Below are 22541 nucleotides of genomic sequence, written 5' to 3' on the forward strand. Positions count from 1 at the left end.
GTGCAGCCGGGACCGTCGGATCCGGCGTCCGATCTGCCTGGGAGGTCCGCAGCGCGTGGCCGTCGGCAGACTTGGGAGGGTGCGGGCGGATCGCATAGGCGCCAGGAGGAAGATTTCCCGATGACCCGGCCCGATGACCCGCGCACCGCGGCGGCCCGGGTGTTCGCCGAGGGCGGCGCGTTCGGCGAGCTTCTGGCCGGGATCGACTGGGCGGCGACGCCGCTCGGGCCCACCGTCTCCTGGCCGGGGCCCCTGGTGGACTCCCTGCGCCTCATGCTCACCTCTGAGCATGGGATGGCTCTGTACTGGGGCGCTGAATTCGCCACGCTGTACAACCTGGCCTCCACACCCATTGTCGGCGCCAAACACCCCTGGGCGCTCGGCAGGCCCTATAAGGAAGTGTTCCCTGAGGTCTGGGCCCACCCCGTGAGCTCCCACTTCCACTATGTGACCGACACCCGCAAGACCCTGCTGATCCCGGATGAGCCGCTCATCATGGAGCGCCACGGCTTTTTGGAGCAGTGCTACTTCGACTCCGCCTTCCAGCCCGTGCTGCTGGACGACGGCACCGCCGGCGGCGTGCTGCAGATCATCACCGAGACCACCGGCCGGGTACTGGGCGAGCGCCGGCTGCGCCTGCTGAGCGAGACCGGCGCGCGCACCGCCGGGCTGCCCACCCCGGGCGAGGTCGCCCGTGTGGTCGCCGAGGTGGCGGGCTCCTACCCCGAGGAGATCCCGTTCCTGGGCCTGTACCTGGCCTCCGAGCCGGGGATGCAGCGGCCGGCGGCCTCCGCCGGGCTCCCGTCGGCGCCCGAGACCGTCGCGCTGAGTGCAACCGACGGGTCGGGGGTGGCGGCCCGGCTGGCGCAGGTGGTCGCCGACGGTACCCCGGCCACACTGCTGGCCGCCGCGTTCACCGGCGGCAGCACGGCCGGGCAGCACGCCGCGGCCCCCCGGCTCCCGGTCGAGCAGGCGCTGGCCCTGCCACTGCACTGCGCGGGCCAGGTGGAGGGCGTCCTAGTGGTGGGCGTCAACCCCTGCTTCCCCCCGGCCGGGGCCTACCACGACTTCCTGGAGGTGTTCGCCTCAGGCGTGGCCGGGGCGCTGTCGGCCGCGCTCGCACACGAGTCGGCCGCGCTCGCGCACGAAGAGCAGCGCCGGCGGGCGGAGGCGCTGGCCGAGCTGGACCGGGCCAAGACCACCTTCTTCGCCAACGTCAGCCACGAGTTCCGCACCCCGCTCACGCTGCTCCTGGGCCCGCTCCAGCAGGCCCTGGCCGACGAGGACCGGCCCGAGCGGCGCGAGCAGCTGGAGCTGGCCGAGCGCGGCGCCCTGCGCCTGCTGAAGCAGGTCAACACCCTCCTGGACGTCGCCAGGGCCGAGGCCGGGCAGATGCGCCCGGTCCGCGAGCCGGTCGACCTCGCCCGTGTCACGGCCGAGCTGGCCGGGGTGTTCCGCTCCGCCTTCGAGGCGGCCGGGCTGACGCTGGAGGTGGACTGCCCGCCGCTGCCCAAGCCGGTGTCCCTGGACCGGGAGATGTGGGAGAAGATCATCCTCAACCTGCTCAGCAACGCCCTGAAGTTCACCTTCACCGGCGGCGCCCGGGTGCAGGTGGCCGCGGCCGGCGACCGGGTCAGGCTGACCGTGACCGACACCGGCACCGGCATCCCCGCTAACGAGCTGCCGCGCCTGTTCGAGCGCTTCCACCGGGTCCGCGGCGCCCGCTCCCGCTCCCACGAGGGCAGCGGCCTCGGCCTGGTGCTGGTGAAGGACCTGGTGGAAGCGCACGGCGGCACGGTCGGCGTGGACAGCCGGCTCGGTCAGGGCACCACCGTCACCGTGGACCTCCCCTTCGCCGCCGCCCACCGGCCCCGCCCGGCCCCGCCTGCGGCCGACGCCGGATCCCCCGGGGAGATCCCCAGGGAAGGCGGAGGCGGCCGGCCCGGCCGCGCCGCGGCCTATGTGGACGAGGCGCTGGGCTGGCTGGCGGCCGACCCCGTCCCCGCCGCGGCCACCTCCGCGGCACGCACCCCGTACGCCCCCGCGACCCACGCCCCCGGCCCCCACGAAACCGACCGCCCCCACCGGGCCCGCCTGCTGGTCGTCGACGACAACGCCGACATGCGCGCCTACCTCACCCAGCTCCTGCAGCCCGACTACGACGTGCTGCTCGCCGCCGACGGCCGGGCCGCCCTGGAGACGGCCCTGGCCCAGCCGGTGGAGCTGGTGCTCAGCGACGTGATGATGCCCCGCATGGACGGCTTCGAGCTGGTCCGGGCGCTGCGCGCCGACCCGCGCACTGCCCGCCTGCCCATCGTCTTGCTCACCGCCCGCGCCGGCGAGGAGGAATCCGTGCAGGGCCGGGACGCCGGCGCTGACGACTACCTGGCCAAACCCTTCTCCGCGCGCCAGCTGCTGGCGCGCGTCCGCACCGGGTTGGAACTGTCCCGGCTGCGCGAACAGGTCCTGACCGAGACCCGCAACCAGCTGGCCGTGCTGGCCTCCCTGGCCGACGCGGGCCTGCGGCTGTCCGCCACCCTCGACCCGGACCAGATACTGCAGACTGCCGGCCAGATCCTGCTGCTCGACTTCGCTGACCAGATCAGCATCCACCTCACCGCCGCGGCACCCGCCCCGGCGCAGTCGCACCCGGCATACATCGCCGGCACCCCCCTTCTTGCCCGCGAGGCCCTGGCCACCGCCGCCACCCACGCGATCAACGGCACCGCCCCAGCCCCAGCCAGCCCGTACCCGGCGCCCGCCGCCGTGCTGGCCTTGCCTCTGCACGCCCACGACCAGACACTGGGGGCCCTGGTACTGGTCCGGCACACCGACTACTCCGCGGTCGAACACAAGTATCTGGAGAACCTCGCCCACCGCCTGGCCCTGGCCTACGACAACGCCACCCGCTACCACAACGAGCGCTGCCTCGCCCTGACCCTGCAGCGTGCCCTGCTGCCCCACCGCCTGCCGCAGGTGCCCGGCGTGCGCCTGGCCACCCACTACCGGGCCAGCAACCGCGGCGCCGAGGTCGGCGGCGACTGGTACGACGTGTTCGAACTGCCCGACGGCGCCGTGGGACTGGCCATCGGCGACGTCATGGGCCACGACGTGGAGGCCGCCACCGTGATGGGCCAACTCCGCTCCGCCCTGCACAGCCTCGCGATGGAGGGCGCCGGCCCGGCCCAGGTGCTGACCAGGCTGGACGCCTACCTGCAGTCGCTCGCCACCGAACGCTTCGCCACCTGCCTCTACGCGGTCTACAACCCACACCGCCACCGCCTGCGCTACGCCGCCAGCGGGCACCTACCGCCCCTGCTGGTAGCCGCCGACACCGCCTATCTGGAGCTGCCCCCGGCGCTGCCGCTGGGACTGGGCAGCACCCCAATCGGCCGCGAGGTGGCGTTCCCGCCTGGCACCAGCCTGCTGCTATACACCGACGGCCTGGTGGAAAACCGGGCGCTGTCCCTGGACGACGGCCTGGCGGCTCTGCGCCAGACCTGCGGCGCGCTGTCCGCCGCCGCCCGCACCGACCCCCAGCAGATCACCGAACGGGCCCTGGAACTACTGAACACCCCCGACCGGGTCGACGACGACACCGCCCTGCTCGCCGCCACCGCCGAACCATCGTGTCGAACCGGCGACCCGCAGACTGACGGAAGTGCCATACAACCGACCGCTACTGCTCGTAGTCATTGCTAAGGAAGCAGCGGATTTGCTAATTCACTGCTGACGAACTGTCTTCAGTGTTGCTGATGATTCGCCGTGGGGGCTTGCGGTGTCGTGGTGCGTCAATGGTCGCGGGTTCCCGGGTTTCGGAAATCGTGGATTCGCAGCTGCAGATAGCAGATGCGTCAGGGGTGGCGGGGGTGTCCATGGACTCGTGCTGCGCTGCACTGTGCGGAAACCAGAGGCCGAGCACGAGGAGGCACGCTGAGGCTGTCGGCGTGCGGTAGGGGAGTGGGTGAACCGGCCATGGCAGCCTGGACTGGACACCGGCGTGTTACCTACTGTGCGCGGTGTCCTTGTTCGTTCGTGGCGGGGTGGGCGGTGCGCCAGGCTTCCCGGATGTGTGCGGGGAGTCTGCCGCGTGGTGGTACGTCCATGCCCTGTTCGCGGGCCCAGGCCCGTACTTCCGCCGCGCTCGGTGCCACGGCCGAAGGGTGTGGCTGACGGGCGGCGGGGACAGGAGCGCGGAGTGGTGCGGGCGGGAGATTCTCGGGGGCGGTTGTTGTGAATCCGCGACGTTCGAGGATGCGGCGGCGTTTGTGGTGCATGCGCTCCAGCAGGGGGACGTCGGCGTCGAGGTAGTCGTGGGCTTCGACGTGGGATTTGCGTTCTTCGGTGGTGCGCATGATCCGGCCGACTTGCTGGATCACCCGTCCCTTGAACGAGATGGGGCTGGTGAGGAAGAGGGTGTCGAGGCGTGGTGCGTCGAAGCCTTCGCCGGCGTGTTTGTCGATCGCCAGCAGCGCCGGAGGCTCTTGGTGTTCCTCGGCCAGGGCGGCACGTACTCGGGCGCGTTCGGCCGGCGGCATGCCGCCATGCAGGACGAGCGGGGTGATCCCATGTGGCCGGAGGGCTTCGGTGAGCTGCTGGAGGTGTTCGACGCGGTTGGTCAGCGCCAGGCTGCACCGTCCGCGCCGGGTGGCGTTGGCGATGTCCGCTGCGATCAGCTGGTTGCGGGCGTTGTGGTGGGCGAGTTCGTTGTAGATGGCCTGGATGGAGGCGCCGTCGGTGCCCGGTTCGTGGCTGGTGAAGGTGGTGGGGTGCACGATGAGGTGCTTGTCGAAGGTGCTGGCGTCGTCGATCTCGTGGCGGATTGGGCCGCACTGCATCGTGATCACCGGGTCCATCTGGTCCGCCCGGTACAGGGTCGCCGACAGGCCGACCCATCGCGGCGCCTTCGCTCGGCGGATCGCGGCTTCGGCGCCGGGCGCCCCCACGGCGTGACACTCGTCCACGATGACCAGTCCGTAGCCGTCGAGCAGGTCGTCGGGGGCGTCGCGGTGGGACAGCGTCTGCAGCATGATCAGGTCGACGATGTGGCTGCGGCGGTCCTTGCCCCCGCCGAGCGAGCCGACCTGCCCGTCACCCAAGTCCAGGAAGCCGGCCAGCCGCTCCTGCCACTGGGTCAGCAGCTCGGCCCGGTTCACGATCACTGCGGTCGGAGTGCGGTGGTGGGCGATCAGGGCGCAGGCCATGATGGTCTTGCCTGAGCCGGGCGGCGCGACCAGGGTGCCCGCCGGGTGTTTGGTCATCGCCTCCACGGCGGCCTGCTGGGTGGCTGTCAGCTCTCCGGTGAAGTGGGCGGCGATCGGCGGGGGTTCGGGCAGGCCGCTGGTGATGGTGATGGTGAGGGTGCCGCCGGCGGTGGCAATGAGCTGGGCGGCCTCGTCCGCCAGGCCGCGGGGCAGCTTGAGCCAGTCCGCGTCGGAGGCGTCGAAACAGCAGACGAGGCGCGGGGTGTTGAAGGTGGAGAAGCGCTGGTTCTGCTTGCGATAGAACTCCGGGTTGTGGAACGACGCGGCGTGCTTGAGCGCGGCCAGCAGCTGCGGCGGCAGCCCGGCCGTGGAGATCGCCAGCATCGCCGAGACCCGGGCCTCAACGCGCGCGGGCGCCTTGCCGACGGCTTTGCGGCGAGGCCGGGCCCCCAGCTGAGGGGTGGTCGGGGACGGACCGGCCTTGACCGGGCCGAGCTTGTCAACGAGCGCCTCAACATAGGCCGGAGCCAGCCGCTCGGTCCGCGACAGGTGGGCGAACTGGTCTGGATACGGCTCCCAGGTGTCGGGGTCCACGAAGACGGTGGTGCCCTTGGCGCGGGAGACACCGTGCAGCGGTAGCGCGATCAGGTTGCCGAACCGGAAGCTGCTCTTGGCCTGGGTCGGCAGGAAGTCCTGGGCGGGAACCGGGACAGCTCGCGCTTGCGCCTCACACTGAGACCCCGTTCACCCCGGTTCTCCCCGACGTACGGGGGGTGAGCGGGCGGGTTCCGCCGCATCCGCAGGCTCGGCTCGCCGGGGCTTCTTCCGACAGTCGGGGAGCCTGTCTCCGTTCAGCACGGGCCTTCGTGCAGCTGAGTGCGCTGCGGCACTGTCCACTTCGCGGGAACGCCGGAAACGATTCGCACTCCAGGCCGGAACCGTGGTGCAGGCCGAGGGGAGTTACTCGGACTCCTCCGCCGCAACGGCACGGCTGTTGATCGCGTCGGTGATGGCGTAGGCGATACGGACGAAGGACTCTGCCTGCTGCGCCGACAGGTTCAGCGCGGAGGTCTCCTCCAGGGCCCGCCACATGGCTGCCAGAGGCTCGCGCATGGCACGGCCCTTGTCGGTGAGGTGGACGACCATGACGCGTCGGTCGTGTTCGGCCGGCTCGCGGTTGAGCAGGCCGGCGTCCTGCATGCGGCGTAGTGATTTGGAGATGGTGGAGTGGTCCACGTCGACGCTTTCGAGCAGCTCGGACTGGGTCTGGCCGTCCCGGTCGAGGAGTTGCATTAGCAGCAGTTCCTGTCCGGGATGCAGGTCCATCTCGCGGAGCATGGCGGCGGCGCGGGCGCGGTGAGCGCGGGCGAGCTGGAAGATCGCGTAGCTCATCGGCCCCTCGCTGGCCGTCGTGGGGATGCGGGGTGTGGGGGCGGCCATGGTTCGGTTCCTCAGACGGTGTGGGTGGGGTAGTCGGTGTAGCCGGCCACTCCGCCGCCGTAAAAGGTCGCCGCGTCGGGGGTGTTCAGCGGCGCGTCAGAGCGTAGCCGCTCGACCAGGTCCGGGTTGGCGAGCGCGAGGGCCCCGACGGAGACAAGGTCGGCCGTGCCGTGGTCGACGTCCTTGGCGCGGGTGGGCAGGTCGGTACCGGCCCGGTTGAGGATCAGCGTGGTCGGCCACAGCGAGCGCAGGGTGCCCAGCAGCTCCTCGTCGCCCGCGTGCATCACGTGGAGGTAGGCGAGGCCGAGCGGGCTGAGGGCACGCAGGAGCGCCGGATACAGCTCGGCGGTGTCGGACTCGGCGATGTCGTTGTAGGGGTTGCCGGGGGAGATGCGCAGGCCGATGCGGTCGGCGCCGATCTCGTCGGCCACGGCAGCGGCCACCTCGACGGCGAAGCGGATGCGGTTGTCGAGGGAACCGCCGTAGCGGTCGGTGCGCTGGTTGGTGTTGTCGGACAGGAACTGGTGCACCAGGTAGCCGTTGGCGCCGTGGATCTCCACGCCGTCGGCGCCTGCCGCGACGGCAGCCGCTGCGGCGCGGCGGAAGTCGTCGACGGTCGCCGCGACCTCCTGCGTCGCCAGAGCGCGAGGGGTCGGCATCTCCTGGGGCCCGGACGCGGTGAACATCATGCCCTGCGGCCGGATCGCCGAAGGGGCGACCGGCTGGCGTCCGTGGGGGGTGTTGTCGGGGTGGGCGATGCGTCCGGTGTGCATCAGCTGGATGACGATCCGACCGTCGGCCGCGTGCACGGCGTCGGTGACCTTGCGCCACCCGGCGATCTGCTCGTCATTGTGGATGCCGGGGGTGAGGAGATAGCCCTGGCCGTCGGTGGAGGGCTGGGTTCCCTCGGTGATGATGAGCGCGTGCGAGGCCCTCTGGGCGTAGTACTCGGCGTTCAGCTCGGTCGGTACGCCTTCAGGTGTGGAGCGGTCACGGGTCATGGGGGCCATGACCAGGCGGTGCGGCAGAGATATGCCGCCAAGAGTGGTCGGCGTCCACAGGGAATCCAGCATGAGGGGGTCCTTCGATATGGCCGTGACCGGCCGGTCACCGTAAATGCAGCGAGTGGTCGTGGGAGGCGGTGGGCGGACGTGCTCAGTCGACGGTCAGGACGAGCTTGCCCCGCACGTGCCCGGCGTCGCTGACCTGCTGGGCCGTGGCCGCCTGGTCGAGCGGGTAGGCGGTGACAGTGGTGACGAGCTTGCCGGCCGCGGCGTCCTGGGCCAGGGCGGCCAAGCGGGCGGTCGAGCGTTCCTGGGACCCCTGGGAGAAGGTGATGCCCAGCTGCCGTGCACCGAAGTCGGCGATGGTGACGATGCGCTCGGTGCCGCCCCGCAGGGTGATGGAGTCCTCCAGGGCGCCCTTCCCGGCCAGATCGAACACCGCGTCCACGCCGTTGGGGGCCAGCGCCTGCACCCGCTCGACCAGGCCCTCGCCGTACACGGTCGCGGTGGCGCCGAGCGAGGTGAGGTAGTCCTGGTTTGAGGGGCCTGCGGTGGCAATCACGCGTGCTCCACGGGCCGTGGCGAGCTGGACCGCCAGGGTGCCGACCGCTCCGGACGCGCCGTGCATCAGCACGGTCTCCCCGGCGGCGACCCCCAGCAGGTTCAGGACCCGCTCGGCCGTCTCACTGGCCACCGGCAGCGCGACCGCGTGCTGCCAGTCGAGGCCGGCGGGCTTGGGGGCCACGGCGGTGGCCAGCGCGTACTGGGCGTACGAGCCGGTGTCCGACCAGCCCAGCACCTCATCGCCCACCTGCACGTCGCTCACGCCCTCACCCAGGGCATCCACCACGCCGGCCAGCTCGCCACCGGGGACGGCGGGGAAGGTCGTCGGGCGGACGGCCTCCAGCGCCCCGGAGCGGATCTTGCCGTCCAGCGCGTTCAGCCCGGCCGCCTTGACGCGGACGCGGATCTGCCCGGGGCCGGGCTGCGGGACCTCGATGTCCGCCTCGTGCAGCACTTCCGTGCCTCCGAAACGGTCGAACAGGATGGCTTTCATGACGGCTCCTCTCGTGTCACCACCCATTTAGGTGGCTGGACACATAATCAACGTAACAGCAAACATGTGGCTAGCCAAGTATTTGCTGTGGCTCTGGCTGCGCGAGATCGGTCGCGGTCGCGTCGGTCTCCTCGGGGTGGCGGTCGAAGCGGGAGGCGCCCCGCAGGAGCGCGCCTTCCGTGGTCAAGGGCTACCTCGACTGGAAGCTGGACGACCGGGCCGGCCGGACCCTAGCGGTGCGCGGCTTCCTTCTGGTTCGGGCCCGGGTTGACTCGCGGTTGGCCGCCCGGGCAACCTCCAGCACCGCGTCCCTCTCTCCAGCCGCGCCAACAGCTCGGTGTTCGCCTGTTCCAGGCGGGAGACCTGGCGCCCCGTACGGCCCGACCTGGTTGCGGAGTTCCCTGGGGCCAGTACCGTCACCCCGTCCGCTTCCTGTGCTTGCGCGACGACCTCACAGTCCAGCTGGCTTCGCCCTTCGGCAGCTGACGGAATCCAGGCCGCCCTTCTCGCAGAGCGTGTGGCCGAGCGCGCCTGAACGGCTCCTCGGTCAGGAGGGGCAGCGGCGCGTCGTTGGTTCGGCAGCTCGGTGCTGTCGAACCTCAAGGAGCTCCGCCCCGGCTCGGCAGGGCCGACTGAAGTGCGGTTGCTGTTCGTGTTCGACCCGGACCGCCAGGCCGTGATCCTGGTCGGCGGTGACAAGGCGGGCAACTGGTCCGGCTGGTACCGCGTCGTGGTACCTCAGGCGGAGCAGGCATACGCCGACCATCTGAAGCGAATCGATGGAGAGGACGGGGCACGATGACTGATCACCTCAAGGACCCGCAGGCCGTCTCCTGGGGAGACCTGGCCGAGGATTTCGCCTTCACCGATGCCGAAAAGGACCAGATCCAGAAGGGGGCGCAGGCGATGGTCCTGGCCTCCCGGGTGCACCGCCTCGCCGAGTTGCGGAAGCGGCAGCACACCACACAGGTCCAGGTCGCCGAAGCCATGGGCGTCACCCAGGCCCGCGTCTCACGCATCGAGAAGGGCCAACTGGAGCGCAGTGAGGTCGACACCCTCGCTGCCTACGTCAAGGCGCTCGGCGGCAAGCTGAAGATCGTCGCTGACTTCGGTGATGAGACCTACATCCTCGGCTGACCCGATCGGCAAGCTGTGACCCAGGTTCATGCGCAGTCCCGTGGGCAAGTTCGCCTCTTGACGTCAGGGACGAGGCTCCGCCCCGGGACCAGGAGTGGAGCATCGTCGCGTCGGTAAGAGAATCCGCTGTGCGAAGGTTCCGTTCCCTCAGCGGAACTGGGCGCGGACGCGCCTGCTGCTGTGGTAGGCGCCTGACTCAAAGACCCTCAGGGGCCATTGAGGGGCCACAAGGACAGGAAGGGATCGACAAGGACCGCCAAGATCCCCAAGGGACTCATCATCCGTCGGCCGTGGGTTCGAGTCCCTCCCGCCCCACCTCAGTAGGGACCGGACCTGCGGAAACGTTTCTCGCGAGGTGTCGGAGCGTCAACTTTCGCTCAACGGACTGAATCCGCTGCTCACGACTTTGGAGTCTGGCGGCGCTCGGGGGAGCTCCAGCCCATCTGACCTGCGGCGCAGTAGGTGATCAAGGGTGTTGTCGGTCTCCGGGATGGCTGCCCTGAGGCTCGATACCAAGATCCAGGGGCCGGACAGGGGCCGGGACGGCGCAGGCGTGTCCAGGCCGACGGTGTCTCCGGGCCGGTTCGTTGTCCCATTTGCTTGTTGTGTGGGCACGGGGCTGCGATCCGCAGCGGGGCCAGTCGAGTGCCGGGGAGGCAGTGGAGGCGGCGCAGATGCCGGTACGTCCGGTGCGCAGGCACGGGTCTTCGTGGTGGCGGTTACTGCCGTTCGAGCACTCGATGGGTACCGATGCCCGGGCGGCCAGAGAGGGCCGTCGGCGCCCGGCCGACACGATCGGTCGTTCACGTGCGCTGAGTTGGCCTTGCCTGTCGCTGTCCTGCGGGGAGGTGGCCGGGGGCCGGGCACGCGTTGCGGACGCTGTTGGTCAATCCGGTCCCTGCGTGACGTCGGATGGGAGCGAGCCGCCTTTCTCGGCGGGCGGGTCGCCGATGACGACAAGTGCGGTGTGATCGGCGGCGCGGCGCAGAGACGGCAGCGTCGTGGCCGGTGGTGAGGGGGCCAGGGCCAGGTCGTCGATGAGGAGCACGTCGGGCTTCAGGTACGGCAATTGGGCCAGAGCATCAGGGAGGGCGGGAATCTGTGCCTGGACGGTGAGGAGGGCGGCGTCCTGGATGACGCGTGCGCGGGCTTCGCGCACAAGAGCGGGGCCGCCCATCAGGAGTGCCCGGTGCATCCTTCGTCCTTTGGTCGCCTTGGGGAAGGGGCAGAGGGTCGGGCCGGTTGAGGTGCATCGGCTGGGGTGGGCTCACGGTGCCGGCCGCATCGCGAGCCCACCGGATGGCGTGCGGGCAGGGGCTCTCAGGAGACGGCCTGGGGTTCCTTGAGGTTCGTCGCCGACGCCTTCTGGAGGCTGGTTCCTTCGACGTCGAGGTCGGGCAGGCTCCTGTCCAGCCAGGCCGGCAGCCACCAGGCCCCCCGGCCGGCGAGTGCGAGTACTGCCGGTACGAACGTCATGCGGACGGCGAAGGCGTCGATGGCCACGCCCACGGCCAGAGCGAACGCGATGGGTTTGATCAGGGAGTCGTCCAGGGGGAAGAACCCGGCGAAGACGGTGAACATGATCAGGGCGGCCGCGGTGACGACTCGTACGCTGTGGCGTGCGCCGTCGATGACCGACTGGCGGGCTCGGCCGGTGTGGGCCCATTCCTCGCGCATGCCGGAGACGAGGAACACCTCGTAGTCCATGGCCAGTCCGAACAGCACGCCGATCAGGATGATCGGCAGGAAGCTGACGACGGGACCGCTGTGGGGCACACCGAGGGCGTCGGCCAGCCAGCCCCACTGGAACACGGCGACGACCAGACCGAGCGAGGCGCCCACCGAGAGCAGGAAGCCGACGGCGGCCTTGACGGGGATGACCAGTGACCGGAAGACGATCATCAGCAGGAGCAGGCTGAGGCCGACGACGATGCCGACGAAGGGCAGCAGGGAGTCGCTGAGCCGGTTGGAGACGTCGATGTTGACGGCGGTGGTGCCGGTGACCGCGACGGAGGCGCCGGTCGTCTCACGAATGCCGGGCGCGGCCTTGCGGATGTCGCGGACGAGTTGGTCGGTGCGGACGCTGTCCGGGCCGGAGTCGGGGAGGACGGTGATGACGCTCTGTGCCGGGTCGCTGGTGGACTCGGGCGGCAGGACGGCCTTGACGTTCTTGAGGGTCCCCAGCTTCTGGGCCACCTGGGCGCCGGCCTGTGCACTCGTGGTCGCCGTGCCGTTCTTGGTCTCGGCCAGGACGAGGAGCGGGCCGTTGAAGCCGGAACCGAACTTGTCGCTGATCGTGTCGTACGCCTTGCGCTCGCTGGAGGCGTGCGGGGCGGAGCCGTTGTCGGGAAGGCCCATGCGGAGGTCCAGGGCGGGCAGGGCGAGGGTCACCAGGATGCCCGCGACGGCGAGCACCGACAGCAGCGGCTTGGCGATGACCCGCTTGGTCCAGCGCGTGCCCAGGGTGGTGTGGCCGGTGGACCCTTCGGTGTCCGCGGCCCGCCGGGCGGCGCGGCTGCCGGGCTTGGGAGTGAGCCGAGGGCCGGCGAATCCCGCGACGGCGGGGACGAGGGTGATCGCGGCCAGCACGGCGATGAGTACGGCTCCGGCAGCCCCAAGACCCATCGTGGTCAGGAACGGGATGCCGATGACGCTCAGCGCGGCGAGCGCGATGATCACGGTGGTGCCGGCGAAGACCACCGCGCTTCCGGCCGTGCCGGTGGCCAGCGCGATGGATTCCTTCGGGCCGGCTCCGCGGGCCAGTTGCTGGCGGTGACGCGAGAGGATGAACAAGACGTAGTCGATGCCCACGGCCAGGCCCAGCATGAGGGCGAGTGTGACGGCCGTGGAGGAGATGCTGACCGCGGGCGCGAGAGCGAGCAGCCCGGCCAGACCGACCGCCACACCGATCAGCGCGGGCAGCAGCGCCATGCCGGCGGCCAGCAACGAACCGAACGTGACGACGAGGACCAGCAGAGCCACGGCCACGCCGATGATCTCCGACGGGCCGACGTGGACGCCCTTGCTGCTGTAGACGGAACCGCCCACCGAGGTCTTCAACCCGTCCTTCTCCGCCGTTCGGGCCGTGTCCTCGATCGCGTCCACGGATGAGGTGCGCACCTGCGCGTTCTGCACGGGGTACTGGACCTGGATGATCGCCGTGGTCCGATCGGCCGAGACGGCGCCGGCGGCGCGGGGATCGACAACCTCGCTGACCTGGGGAGCCTTCTTGGCCTCGGCCACGGTCCGGGCGATGGTCGCGGAGTAGGGGGCTTCGGTGACCTGATGCCCCTTGGGGGCGGTGAAGACGATCTGGGCGCCCGCACCGGAGGCTTCCGGAAGGGTCTTGCTCAGGCTGTCCAGAGCACGCTGCGACTCGGTGCCGGGTACCGAGAAGCGGTCGTCGAGCTTGCCGCTGAAGATGCTGACGCAGGTGATGAGCGCGGCCAGGACGAAGAGCCATATGCCCAGGACGAGCTTTCGGTGCCGGTAGGCGCTGTGGCCCAGCCGGTGGAGCAGGACGGCCATGACGAACTCCCTTGGACGGTGGGGAATCCCGCACACCCGAGCGCGGACATGGGCGGGGAAGTGGAAGGGGCATGTGCCGGACTGCAGCCACGTGACGGGCCGATGCCGACGAGGGCCTCGATAGGGCGACTTTATCACTTGCTCAAGTCGGTCGATCGAGTCGTTCGACTGTGGCGTATGCCGCGATTGGTGTGAGCCAAGGAGCCGTCAGGGCGGGCCGCGCGGCACTCGAGTCCGTGGCCGTCTTTGGAAGTCCGCGACCGGTCGGCGAGCGGCTGCCTCAACTCTGTTGCCGGCGACGGCCGGGAAGTCGGCAGGTCATGTACCAGGCCGCCCGTGAGCGGCGAGCGGGTCTACGTGCGCGACGGCATCGCCGAACGGTCGTCCGGGCTCGCGCTCCGGCAGGCGGAGGTCCTGTCCGGCATGCGTCAGGTGCGGGGTGGTTCGCTCGGGCGCGAGATGTTCGACGGCACCCCGGCCGACGGTGTGCTCACGGGATTCGTCGGCGGCGAGAACGGGGCAAGTGGTTGCACCGCCAGACGGGCCGGCGTGGCGGCGCGGTGCGGTGCTGCGAGCACGCCGTCCACCGCGCCCCTCTGAGCCGGAGCTGGGTGAAGAGGGGGGGAGGGAAACCATCCAGGCCAGGTTCGACGTAAGCGAACGCGCCGTCATTGACGCTCGGGTCGAGCGGGTCTGGGAGGGCGTCTCCCGCACCGACCGAATGCCCGCCGGAATGTCGACCTGAAGATCTTGACGCGTCCCGAGACCCTCAATGTGCGCGATCAGGAGCCGAATGCAGCGCGTTCATAGCCGTACGACCGCATCTGACCGCTGTCAGCTCGCAGGTACGGATACCAGGTCCAGTCGACCGCCGGCCATGGCCACCACGGCGGAGACGAAAGCCTGGAGGCACGTGTGCTCGGCCTCCTCGTCGGGGTGTGAGAGGTGTTGCATCGTGAGCCCGTCGAAGCCGGCGAGGAAGAACCGCGCGATTGTTTCCGCAGGCTGGGCGAGAGGCCGGCCGGTGCGTTCGGCCGCCTCGGTCACCAGTCTCGCCGTCACCTCGGTCACGCCGCGGTAGTGGCTCTCCAGGGCCTCGCTCAGGGCGGGGGAGCGGAGTGCGAACATGGTCAGTTCCGTGAGGAGCTGATGGCTGGCGGGCTGCTCCCGCACCGTCCGCCACAGAGCGGCGGCCAGCGTGCTGACCGTCTCCTCGAATCCGGCGTCGGCCGGTGCGGCCTGCTCGACCTGAGCGATCAGATCCTGCGTGAGCTGCTCCATGACGGCGCGGTACAACCCTTCTTTCGTACCGAAGGTGTAGTGCACCGTGGCCTGAGCCACTCCCAGCTCAGCGGCGATGGCACGGGTGCTTCCGGCCGCGACTCCTTCCCTCGTCATGAAGTCGATGGCAGCTTTGATCAGCTGAGGGCGGCGCTCGGCCGCGGGAACGTGAGCCACGACCGCATCATATCGACTGAGTCGCATGAACATGTCGTCCGGGCAAGTCACCCTTCGTGACGACAGGCGTCCTGGTGACATGGCCGCTGAGGTCCGGTCTGTGGCCGCGCAGGTCAGTTCCCGCTGAACGGTGGATGAATACGTTTCCTCCAACGCCCGTGAAACGGGAGAAACGAGGAGGCAGGCCCGTGAAAGAAAGCCAGTTTGATACGTGCGTGATCGGGGCGGGACCTGCCGGGCTGGCAGTAGCCAGGGCACTGGCGGAGCGGAATCTGCCGTACACGCATCTGGAGCGGCACACCGGGTCCGGCGGCATCTGGGACATCGACAATCCCGGCAGTCCGATGTACGAGTCCGCCCATTTCATCTCCAGCAAGACCCTGTCGGGTTTCGGCGGCTTCCCGATGCCCGACCACTTCGCGGACTACCCGCCGCACCGGCAGATCCTGTCGTACCTGCGGTCCTTCGCCGATGCCTATGGGCTGACGGACCGGATCGAGTTCGGTGTCGAGGTCGAGGGCGTCGAGAAGAACGCGGACGGCACCTGGACGGTCACCCGGGCCGACGGCCGGGAGAGCGTGCACGGACAGGTCGTCGTGTGTACGGGCTCGCAGTGGCACCCCAACATCCCCGAATTTCCGGGGGAGTTCAGCGGGGAGGTCCGGCACACCGTCGGCTACCGCAGCGCGCAGGAGCTGCGCGGCAAGCGGGTCCTGGTCGTGGGCGCGGGGAACTCCGGCTGCGACATAGCGTGCGACGCGGCGCGGACCGCGGACCACGCGGTGATCAGCATGCGGCGCGGGTACTGGTTCATCCCCAAGCACCTGTTCGGTCGGCCGGTGGACACCATCGCCGACAGCGGGCCGCACTTGCCGATGTGGCTGGCGCAGCGCGTCTTCGGTGGCCTGCTGCGGATCATCAACGGCGATCCGACGCGGCTGGGGCTGCCGAAGCCGGACCACAAGCTGTTCGAGACCCACCCGGCCATCAACTCGATGCTGATCCACCACCTCCAGCACGGCGACATCACCGCCAAGCCAGGGATCGCCCGCACCGAGGGCCGGACCGTGCACTTCACCGACGGCACGAGCGACGACTTCGATCTCGTCCTGCTGGCCACCGGCTACGTTCACAAAGTGCCGGTCGCGCAGGAGTACTTCGGCGACGAGCAGCACCCCGACCTGTACCTGTCGTCGTTCTCACGCGAGCACCAGGGCCTGTTCGGCATCGGCTTCGTGGAGACCAACTCCGGTGCGTACCGGCTCTTCGACACCCAGGCGCAGCTGATCGCCGGGTACGTCCACGACGCGCGGCACGGACTGCCGAACGCGGAACGGTTCACCCAAAGGATCCGTGCCGACCGCCCGGATCTGTCCGGCGGGCTGAAGTTCGTCGACTCGCCCCGCCACACCGGCTACGTCGACAGCGGGGCCTTCGTGAAGTACCTGGGCAAGGTCGCGGGCGAGATGGGCTGGCGTACCGAGGGCCAGCCTCCGCCGGTGCGGTCCCTGCGACGCGTGAAGGAAGGCAGGGCGGCATGAGCAGGTTCGACTATGCCGACAAGGTCATGCTGGTGACCGGCGGCGCTGGTGGCATCGGCAGTGCGCTGTGCCGCCGCTTCGCCTCCGGCGGCGCCCGCTGCGTCGTCGTCGACATCGACGAGACCCGCGCCAAGACCGTCGCCGCGGAGCTTCCCGGCGCCGGGCACACGGGCATCGGCTGCGACCTGCTGGACTGCGCCCAGGTGGAGCGGCTGTTCGAGCGGGTCGCCCAGGCCTACGGCCGCCTCGATGTGCTCGTCAACAACGTGGGCATGACCAGCGCGGAACGCTTCGACATCCGTAGCGTCGAGAGCATCGAGCGGGAGATCGGCCTCAACCTGACCTCCCCGCTGGTCGCCACCCGGATCGCGATCCCCCTGTTGCGGGCGTCCCGGGACGCCCGGGTGGTCACTACCGTCTCCCTCGGCGGGATCTTCCCGCTGGGCGAGACTCCGATCTACACGGCTTCCAAGTTCGGGCTGCGGGGCGCGATGCTCGCCATCGGGCTCGACCTCAGGAGCAAGGGCATCCTGGCCGGCTCGGTCCTGCCGTCGGCGACCGACACCCGGATGCTGCGTCAGGAGGCCGTGGACGGCGGGAACTCCATGCAGTTCCAGGACCGGCCGCAGCAGCCCGCCGACGTCGTCGCGGCTGTGGTGAGCCTGTTGGACAAGCCCCGCCTGGAGGCCTACCCCCGGCCCGGTGAGTCCCGCCTGGTGCGCTTCGCGATGCTCGCACCGAACCTGCTGCCCCGGATCTTCCCGCTGTTCCGCAAGCGCGGTGACCGCGGCATGGCCCGCTACCTGGAGGACCTCCGCCGACGCGGACTGGCCCGCCGGACCGACGGGCGCTGGGAACTGGTGGAGGAAGCATGACCACGAACGAGATGCTGCACGTCGTCAACCCCGCCACAGGGAAGCCGATCACCAGCCTGCCCGCCGCAAGCGCCGACGATGTTGCCAAGGCCACCGAACGGGCCCGGCAGGTCCACGAAGCCGGGGTGTGGTCGCGGCTGCCGGTCCGCGAGCGCGGTGCGGTGCTGCTGCGGCTGGCCGACCTCATGGAACGCGACGCCGAGATGCTCGCCCGGCTGGACAGCGAGGACGCGGGAAAGCCGATCACGGAGTGCCGTACGGGCGACGTACCGGGCGCGATCGAGTCGATCCGCTGGTTCGCCGAGGCGGCCGACAAGATCTTTGGCCGCCTCGCGCCGAGCGGGCGCGACGCTCTCGGTCTCATGAGCCGTGAGCCGGTGGGGGTCGTCGCGGCGATCCTGCCATGGAACTACCCGCTCGCCATGACCGCCTGGAAGGTCGGACCCGCCCTGGCGGCGGGCAACTGTCTGCTGGTCAAGCCCGCCGAGGTGACCCCGCGTTCGGCCCTGCACCTGGTCGAACTCGCCACCGAGGCAGGCCTGCCCGACGGGGTGCTCACGGTGCTGCCCGGGTACGGCCGGGAAGCTGGGGAGGCCCTCGCCCGCGACCCCCTCGTGGGTGCGCTCTCCTTCACCGGGTCCACGGCGACCGGCCGCCGCATCCTCAAGGCCGCCGCCGACAGCAACTTCAAGCGGGTATCGCTGGAGATGGGCGGCAAGAGTCCTCAAGTCCTGATGGCCGACGCGCTCTCCTACGGCGACGAGCTCATCGACAACATGATCGAGGCTGCGTTCTTGACCATGGGGCAGAACTGCACGGCCGGCTCCCGTGTCCTGGTGCACCGCAGTATCGCCGAGGAGGTCGTGGAGCGGTTCACGGCCGCGGCGAGAGAACTCGTCATCGGTGACCCGGCCGACCCGCACACGCAGATGGGGCCGCTCATCAACCACACCGCCTTCAACCGGGTCGCGGGAGCCGTAGAGGCAGCCCGGGCCGGCGGAGCCCAGATCCACACCGGGGGACTGCCCCACGGGCTGCCTCCGCGCGGCGCCTACTACCCGCCTACCGTCATTAACCGCGCTCCCGACGGCAGCGACGTCCTCACCCGAGAACTGTTCGGCCCCGTGGTCACCGTCCAGACCTTCACCTCGGAGGACGAGGCGATACGCAGGGCGAACGCCACCGAGTACGGGCTAGCCGCCTCGGTGTGGACCCGCGACCTCGACACCGCGCTGCGACTGGCACGCGGCATCGAGGCCGGAGTGGTCTCCGTCAACGCCTACAGCGAGGGCGACATCACCACTCCCTTCGGCGGCTGGAAGCAGTCGGGATTCGGTGGCGTGGAGAAGTCCACCAACGCCTTCGACCAGTGGACCCGCGAGAAGACGGTCTGGATCCGCACTCGCTGACCCGAGCCGACAGCCGAGTGCCGACCGGTCATCCCATGTGCCGCGCCCCCCGGAGCATCCGCTCCCGCAGGTGGACCGGGGAGGTGCCGTGCCAGCGGCGCACCGCGCGGCGCAGCGCCCGTTCGTCGGAGAATCCCGACCGGCGGGCGATGTCGCGGAGCGTCAGTTCCGGCCGGAGCAGCAGCTGTTCGACGCGTTCCCGCCGCACTCCCTCGACGAGTGCCTCGTACGTCGTGCCGCAGTCGGCCAGTCGCCGGCGGAGCGTCCGCTCACTCGTCGCATGCCGCCGTGCCTGCTCGCCGAAGGAAGGGACCACTGGGAGGCTCTGCGCGACGGAGATCTCGAGAACCTCCAGCAGATCCTGCTGGTCGCGGCGGGAAGCCATCTGCGCATCCAGCATCTCCAGCGTCGACGCGTAGGCCACGGGATCCCTGCCCGGCATTCGAGCACGGGCCCACGCAGGGGCGATGACCAGACGGTTGGCGAGGGCGCCGAAGCGGACCGGACAGCCGAACAGGGCGCCGTACAGATCGCTCTGGCGGGGCGGCGGAAAGGAGAACTCCACCACCCTCGGCGCGAAGGCCGGGCCCACGGCCAGCCGGGACAGGGTGACCACGGAGGCGAACGCCTCCTCGCTCAGGAAGGAAGCCACGGCCGGGTCCATGGCGGGATCGGGAAGATCGGCGCGCAGCACGAAGGCGCCGTCCTCCTCTCCCATGCCGGCCGACCACACCACCATCGCCCCCGAGAGGTTCTGGTACTTCACCCCGGTCTCGATGGCGTGGTGGAGCGTGTCGTCGGCCAACAGGGCGAAGCCGAGCAGGCCCCACGCGGTCAGGTGCTGCGCCGCACCGACCTTCAGCCCCAGGCGCTCGTCCCCAGTGAGGTCCAGCGCACGGCGGATCAGCGCACTGCCCTGCCGGTACGACACCCTCAGCTCAGCCGAACGCATGACCGTCTCGTCCAGCCCGACCTGCTTCAGCAGGGGCCGCAGATCGATGCCGCGCTCGTCGGCGACCACGACGAGATAGCGCAGGATGTTCGGCTGAATCGTCGCCGACGTGCTGCGGCTCGTCCCGGGAGGGTCCGCCGGGCCGGGGGTAAGGGACATCGCACTCACCTTCTCTGGGTGACCACCGTAGGCAGCCCGTCATCACCGGTCGCAAGCAATGGCCCCCGAAGTCCCCTGTACGGCCTCTGGCGTCCTGCGCTCGCCCATTGCGCCCTGGCTACGGTTTCCAGAACCCGCACCGCATCCGACCCGCCGGCCCTGCCGGCGCACACAGGAAATGAAGGCGCGACAGCCATGTCCATCAATACTCCAGTCCGGGCGAGGGCCGCGCGCCCGGACTCCAGGACCGGCGCCCGAAGGGTCACCACCCTCGCGTTCGCCGCACAAGGCGTGTCCGTCGCCGCCGTGTACACGACCGTCCCCGCTGTCACCGAGCACCTGAAACTGGCTCCCCTCCTGACGACCGTCACGATGGTCACGGTGGCCCTGATGGCAGGCGTCGGCAGCTTCCTCGGGCTGGCCGCGATCCGCCGCGCCGGTCCCGTCGCCACCATGCGCGCGGCCGTGCTGACGGCAGTCGTCGCACTGGTGCTGATCGGGTGGGCCCCTGACGAGGCGACGGTCATCGGCGCGTACATCCTCTTCGGGCTCGCTGTCGGTGCCCTCGACGTCGGGGTCAACACCCGGGCCGCGGCGATCGAACGCGCCTACGGGCGCAGCATCTTCGGTTCCTTCTACACGGCATGGAGCGTGGGCGGTGTCGTCTCGGCTCTGCTCACTGCTGGGGCGGCACGGCTGGAATGGCCCGTGGCCGCAGGCCTGAGCATGCAGGCAGGCATCGTCCTGCTCCTCGCCCTCTGCATGCGCACGCACGCCCTCCCCTGCACCGATGCACCGCCGGACACCCTCGCGCAGCCGCCGCTGGGGCGCCGGGTCTGGATCCGGCTGCTCCCGTTCGGCCTGGTCCTCCTCGTTGTCTACGTCGTCGAATCCACCGTCTCGGCATGGTCGGCGGTCTACCTGCGTCAGACCCTCGACGCCACCCTCACGGTGGCGCCGCTGGCGTACGCGGCCTACCAGGCCGGCACAGTCGTGGGCCGCGCCACCACCGACCGACTCGTGCAACGGTTCGGAGTGGTCGCCATCGTCCGCGCCGCGGCCCTGTTGGTTGCGGGCGCCCTGGCAGCCATGGCCGCCGCGCCGGGCTGGCCGTTCGCCGTGCTCGCGGCCGGGGTGGTGGGACTGGGGGCGTCCGTCCTGGCTCCGCTGTGTCTCGCCTCCGCCGCGCGACTGCGTCCCGCCGCCTCGGAGGTGGTCCTGGCGCGCCTGAATCTCTTCAACTACGTCGGCGTGGTTACCGGTGGCGCCGTGGGCGGGCTCCTCGGCTCCACCGGCCAGTTCCGACTCGCCTACGCGGCACCGGCCGCCCTGGCGCTTCTTCTCCTGGCCGCCGCCCGCCACTTCACCCGGCCGGTGTCACCCACCTTGGCGAGGCCGGCGCGGGCCTGACGACGCGGCCACGACCGGAGGGCCGGAAGACGGCGGGTACCATCGCCGGGTGAACACCTACTGGCACGTCGTTCTGCCGCCTCTCGGCGCCTGACCGGGCGCAGACACTGACGGTTTGACCCCCGGCCCCCACCGACCTTCAGATCGGTCCCGGGCTGTTGTCGTGCGCCCGTTTCGAATCCAGTCCCTTGACGCATTCGACGACGGAAGAACACGACTGTGCCGAACCGCACCTCCCCCCTGACTCCCGCGCGCCCGGCCGCCGCCGACAAGCGCCCTTCCCGCACCGGCCTTCTCAGCGGCCCCGCGCCCATCCTCACCTCGGCCGTGTTGTGGGGTACGACCGGAACTGCCAGTTCCCTGGCCCCGGCCGACGCACCGGCGGCGGCCATCGGCTGCGCCGGGCTCACCCTCGGCGGCATCCTGATGTTCCTCACCTCCCGCGGCGCCCGCTCGCTGCCCGCGGCCTGCACGCGCCCCGAGCGGTGGCTGCTCGTCCTGGGCGCGCTGGCGGTGGCCGGGTATCCGATCACCTTCTACCCGGCAGTGGCCAGGACCGGCGTGGCCGTGGCCACCGTGGTCGCCTTGGGCAGCGCGCCGGTCTTCGCCGGACTGCTGTCCTGGATCAGCGGACAGGCCCGGCCGACCGCACGCTGGACCGCCGCCACCGCGGCCGCCGTCCTGGGCTGCACCCTTCTGGTGCTGGGCCCCGAACTCACCGGGCGCGCCACGCCCATGGACCTGACCGGCGTCGTGTTGGCCGCCTGCGCCGGACTGTCGTACGCCGCCTACTCGCTGATCGCCGCCAGGCTCATCACGCACGGACACCCTTCCGACGCGGTCATGGGCATGCTTTTCGGAGCGGCCGGGCTGCTCGTCCTGCCGCTCCCGCTGCTCGTCGACACGCACTGGCTCGCCACCCCGCGCGGCGCGGCGGTGGCCGTGTACCTCGCCCTGTTCACCGTCTACCTGGCCTACCGGCTCTTCGGGCACGGACTACGCCACACCTCCGCCCCGGTGGCCACCTCGCTGACCCTCGCCGAGCCCGCCGTCGCCGCAGTCCTGGGCGTCACCGTCCTCGGTGAACGCCTGCCCGTCGCCTCCTGCTGCGGACTGGCCATTCTCGGACTGGGCCTGGTCCTTCTGACCGCCCCTGCCGGAGCTGGCAACCGGAGCCGATAGCCCCGCGGCACTCCTGCGTCCGATCCCAGGGATCACTTGGGGTCGGGCGCGGGCTCCGCCAGTGCAGCGGGCGCCCGTCGGCTCCGGTCGATCCGGCCCCGCCTCGCGCACCCCAGAAGGCCTATCTGTAAGTGCCGTCGAAGAACGCGCCCAAGACGTCAACCGCCTTGCCGTAGGCCAGTTGG

The 22541-nt window shown here is 70.4% G+C and carries 17 protein-coding genes and 1 pseudogene; 9 read left to right on the plus strand and 9 right to left on the minus strand.

The annotated features are described in order from the left end of the window. Positions 1-120 precede the first annotated feature (120 nt). Positions 121-3702 carry a SpoIIE family protein phosphatase gene (locus tag OG975_RS47245; RefSeq protein WP_406335983.1) on the plus strand — a complete coding sequence of 1194 codons (3582 nt, stop codon included), beginning with the start codon at positions 121-123 and terminating at the stop codon, positions 3700-3702. A gap of 305 nt (positions 3703-4007) precedes the next feature. On the opposite strand, the gene OG975_RS47250 is transcribed toward OG975_RS47245, so the two are convergent. The 5 genes and pseudogenes from OG975_RS47250 to OG975_RS47270 all read right to left on the minus strand — a co-directional run bounded on the left by OG975_RS47250 (position 4008) and on the right by OG975_RS47270 (position 8705). Beyond that, positions 4008-5588 carry a histone-like nucleoid-structuring protein Lsr2 gene (locus OG975_RS47250; RefSeq protein WP_406336764.1) on the minus strand — a complete coding sequence of 527 codons (1581 nt, stop codon included), beginning with the start codon at positions 5586-5588 and terminating at the stop codon, positions 4008-4010. Positions 5589-5726: 138 nt separating this feature from the next. Next, a pseudogene (locus tag OG975_RS47255) lies at positions 5727-5894 on the minus strand (TOTE conflict system archaeo-eukaryotic primase domain-containing protein); the annotation flags it as partial. Between the two features lie 270 nt (positions 5895-6164). Beyond that, positions 6165-6644, minus strand: a complete 480-nt coding sequence (locus OG975_RS47260; RefSeq protein WP_406335984.1) for a MarR family winged helix-turn-helix transcriptional regulator — start codon at positions 6642-6644, stop codon at positions 6165-6167. 11 nt (positions 6645-6655) lie between these two features. After that, positions 6656-7717, minus strand: a complete 1062-nt coding sequence (locus OG975_RS47265; protein ID WP_406335986.1) for an alkene reductase — start codon at positions 7715-7717, stop codon at positions 6656-6658. Positions 7718-7799: 82 nt separating this feature from the next. Beyond that, a complete protein-coding gene (locus OG975_RS47270; RefSeq protein ID WP_406335987.1) occupies positions 7800-8705 on the minus strand; it encodes an NADP-dependent oxidoreductase in 906 nt (301 codons plus the stop codon). Positions 8706-9291: 586 nt separating this feature from the next. Between OG975_RS47270 and OG975_RS47275 the strand changes: the two genes are divergently transcribed. Both OG975_RS47275 and OG975_RS47280 read left to right on the plus strand, forming a co-directional pair. After that, positions 9292-9507: a type II toxin-antitoxin system RelE/ParE family toxin gene (locus tag OG975_RS47275; protein WP_406335988.1), complete on the plus strand. Its 216-nt coding sequence runs from the start codon at positions 9292-9294 to the stop codon at positions 9505-9507. After that, positions 9504-9842: a helix-turn-helix domain-containing protein gene (locus OG975_RS47280; RefSeq protein WP_406335990.1), complete on the plus strand. Its 339-nt coding sequence runs from the start codon at positions 9504-9506 to the stop codon at positions 9840-9842. Before OG975_RS47275 ends, OG975_RS47280 begins: the two co-directional genes overlap by 4 nt. Positions 9843-10728: 886 nt before the next feature. Here the strand turns inward: OG975_RS47280 and OG975_RS47285 are convergent. Both OG975_RS47285 and OG975_RS47290 read right to left on the minus strand, forming a co-directional pair. After that, positions 10729-11037, minus strand: a complete 309-nt coding sequence (locus tag OG975_RS47285; protein WP_406335991.1) for a hypothetical protein — start codon at positions 11035-11037, stop codon at positions 10729-10731. Positions 11038-11162: 125 nt separating this feature from the next. Next, positions 11163-13370 carry an MMPL family transporter gene (locus OG975_RS47290; protein ID WP_406335992.1) on the minus strand — a complete coding sequence of 736 codons (2208 nt, stop codon included), beginning with the start codon at positions 13368-13370 and terminating at the stop codon, positions 11163-11165. A gap of 336 nt (positions 13371-13706) precedes the next feature. Between OG975_RS47290 and OG975_RS47295 the strand changes: the two genes are divergently transcribed. Beyond that, the gene (locus tag OG975_RS47295; protein ID WP_406335993.1) at positions 13707-13970 is read left to right on the plus strand and encodes a hypothetical protein; all 264 of its coding nucleotides are present in this window, start codon (positions 13707-13709) and stop codon (positions 13968-13970) included. A gap of 234 nt (positions 13971-14204) precedes the next feature. Here the strand turns inward: OG975_RS47295 and OG975_RS47300 are convergent, their stop codons facing one another. Further along, positions 14205-14828, minus strand: coding sequence for a TetR/AcrR family transcriptional regulator (locus OG975_RS47300; protein ID WP_406335995.1), 624 nt, complete (start codon positions 14826-14828; stop codon positions 14205-14207). A gap of 188 nt (positions 14829-15016) precedes the next feature. On the opposite strand from OG975_RS47300, the gene OG975_RS47305 reads away from it, so the two are divergent. The 3 genes from OG975_RS47305 to OG975_RS47315 are packed head-to-tail and all read left to right on the plus strand — an operon-like array spanning position 15017 to position 18653. Beyond that, a complete protein-coding gene (locus tag OG975_RS47305) occupies positions 15017-16369 on the plus strand; it encodes a flavin-containing monooxygenase (protein WP_406335996.1) in 1353 nt (450 codons plus the stop codon). Beyond that, complete coding sequence (locus tag OG975_RS47310; protein WP_406335998.1) at positions 16366-17244, plus strand: SDR family NAD(P)-dependent oxidoreductase; 879 nt, start codon at positions 16366-16368, stop codon at positions 17242-17244. Before OG975_RS47305 ends, OG975_RS47310 begins: the two co-directional genes overlap by 4 nt. Then, positions 17241-18653 carry an aldehyde dehydrogenase family protein gene (locus OG975_RS47315; protein WP_406335999.1) on the plus strand — a complete coding sequence of 471 codons (1413 nt, stop codon included), beginning with the start codon at positions 17241-17243 and terminating at the stop codon, positions 18651-18653. The genes OG975_RS47310 and OG975_RS47315 overlap by 4 nt, the downstream gene beginning before the upstream one ends. Before the next feature lie 28 nt (positions 18654-18681). Here the strand turns inward: OG975_RS47315 and OG975_RS47320 are convergent, their stop codons facing one another. Then, the gene (locus OG975_RS47320) at positions 18682-19764 is read right to left on the minus strand and encodes an AraC family transcriptional regulator (RefSeq protein ID WP_406336000.1); all 1083 of its coding nucleotides are present in this window, start codon (positions 19762-19764) and stop codon (positions 18682-18684) included. A 195-nt stretch (positions 19765-19959) separates the two neighbouring features. On the opposite strand from OG975_RS47320, the gene OG975_RS47325 reads away from it, so the two are divergent. Then, on the plus strand, positions 19960-21174 hold the full coding sequence (locus tag OG975_RS47325; RefSeq protein ID WP_406336001.1) for an MFS transporter: 1215 nt from the start codon (positions 19960-19962) through the stop codon (positions 21172-21174). A gap of 219 nt (positions 21175-21393) precedes the next feature. After that, entirely contained in the window at positions 21394-22356 is a 963-nt protein-coding gene (locus OG975_RS47330; RefSeq protein ID WP_406336003.1) for a DMT family transporter, read from the plus strand. The last annotated feature ends 185 nt before the right edge of the window (positions 22357-22541 follow it).

The organism is Streptomyces sp. NBC_00203, assembly GCF_045206325.1.
In the GTDB taxonomy this organism is placed as follows: Bacteria; Actinomycetota; Actinomycetes; order Streptomycetales; family Streptomycetaceae; genus Streptomyces; species Streptomyces lutosisoli.

Bases quoted from the DNA above. Each gene is read 5' to 3' on its own strand.
- OG975_RS47245 (WP_406335983.1), top strand. From the start codon at position 121: ATGACCCGGCCCGATGACCCGCGCACCGCGGCGGCCCGGGTGTTCGCC.
- OG975_RS47250 (WP_406336764.1), bottom strand. From the start codon at position 5,588: ATGCTGGCGATCTCCACGGCCGGGCTGCCGCCGCAGCTGCTGGCCGCG.
- OG975_RS47260 (WP_406335984.1), bottom strand. From the start codon at position 6,644: ATGGCCGCCCCCACACCCCGCATCCCCACGACGGCCAGCGAGGGGCCG.
- OG975_RS47265 (WP_406335986.1), bottom strand. From the start codon at position 7,717: ATGCTGGATTCCCTGTGGACGCCGACCACTCTTGGCGGCATATCTCTG.
- OG975_RS47270 (WP_406335987.1), bottom strand. From the start codon at position 8,705: ATGAAAGCCATCCTGTTCGACCGTTTCGGAGGCACGGAAGTGCTGCAC.
- OG975_RS47280 (WP_406335990.1), top strand. From the start codon at position 9,504: ATGACTGATCACCTCAAGGACCCGCAGGCCGTCTCCTGGGGAGACCTG.
- OG975_RS47285 (WP_406335991.1), bottom strand. From the start codon at position 11,037: ATGCACCGGGCACTCCTGATGGGCGGCCCCGCTCTTGTGCGCGAAGCC.
- OG975_RS47290 (WP_406335992.1), bottom strand. From the start codon at position 13,370: ATGGCCGTCCTGCTCCACCGGCTGGGCCACAGCGCCTACCGGCACCGA.
- OG975_RS47310 (WP_406335998.1), top strand. From the start codon at position 16,366: ATGAGCAGGTTCGACTATGCCGACAAGGTCATGCTGGTGACCGGCGGC.
- OG975_RS47315 (WP_406335999.1), top strand. From the start codon at position 17,241: ATGACCACGAACGAGATGCTGCACGTCGTCAACCCCGCCACAGGGAAG.
- OG975_RS47320 (WP_406336000.1), bottom strand. From the start codon at position 19,764: ATGTCCCTTACCCCCGGCCCGGCGGACCCTCCCGGGACGAGCCGCAGC.
- OG975_RS47325 (WP_406336001.1), top strand. From the start codon at position 19,960: ATGTCCATCAATACTCCAGTCCGGGCGAGGGCCGCGCGCCCGGACTCC.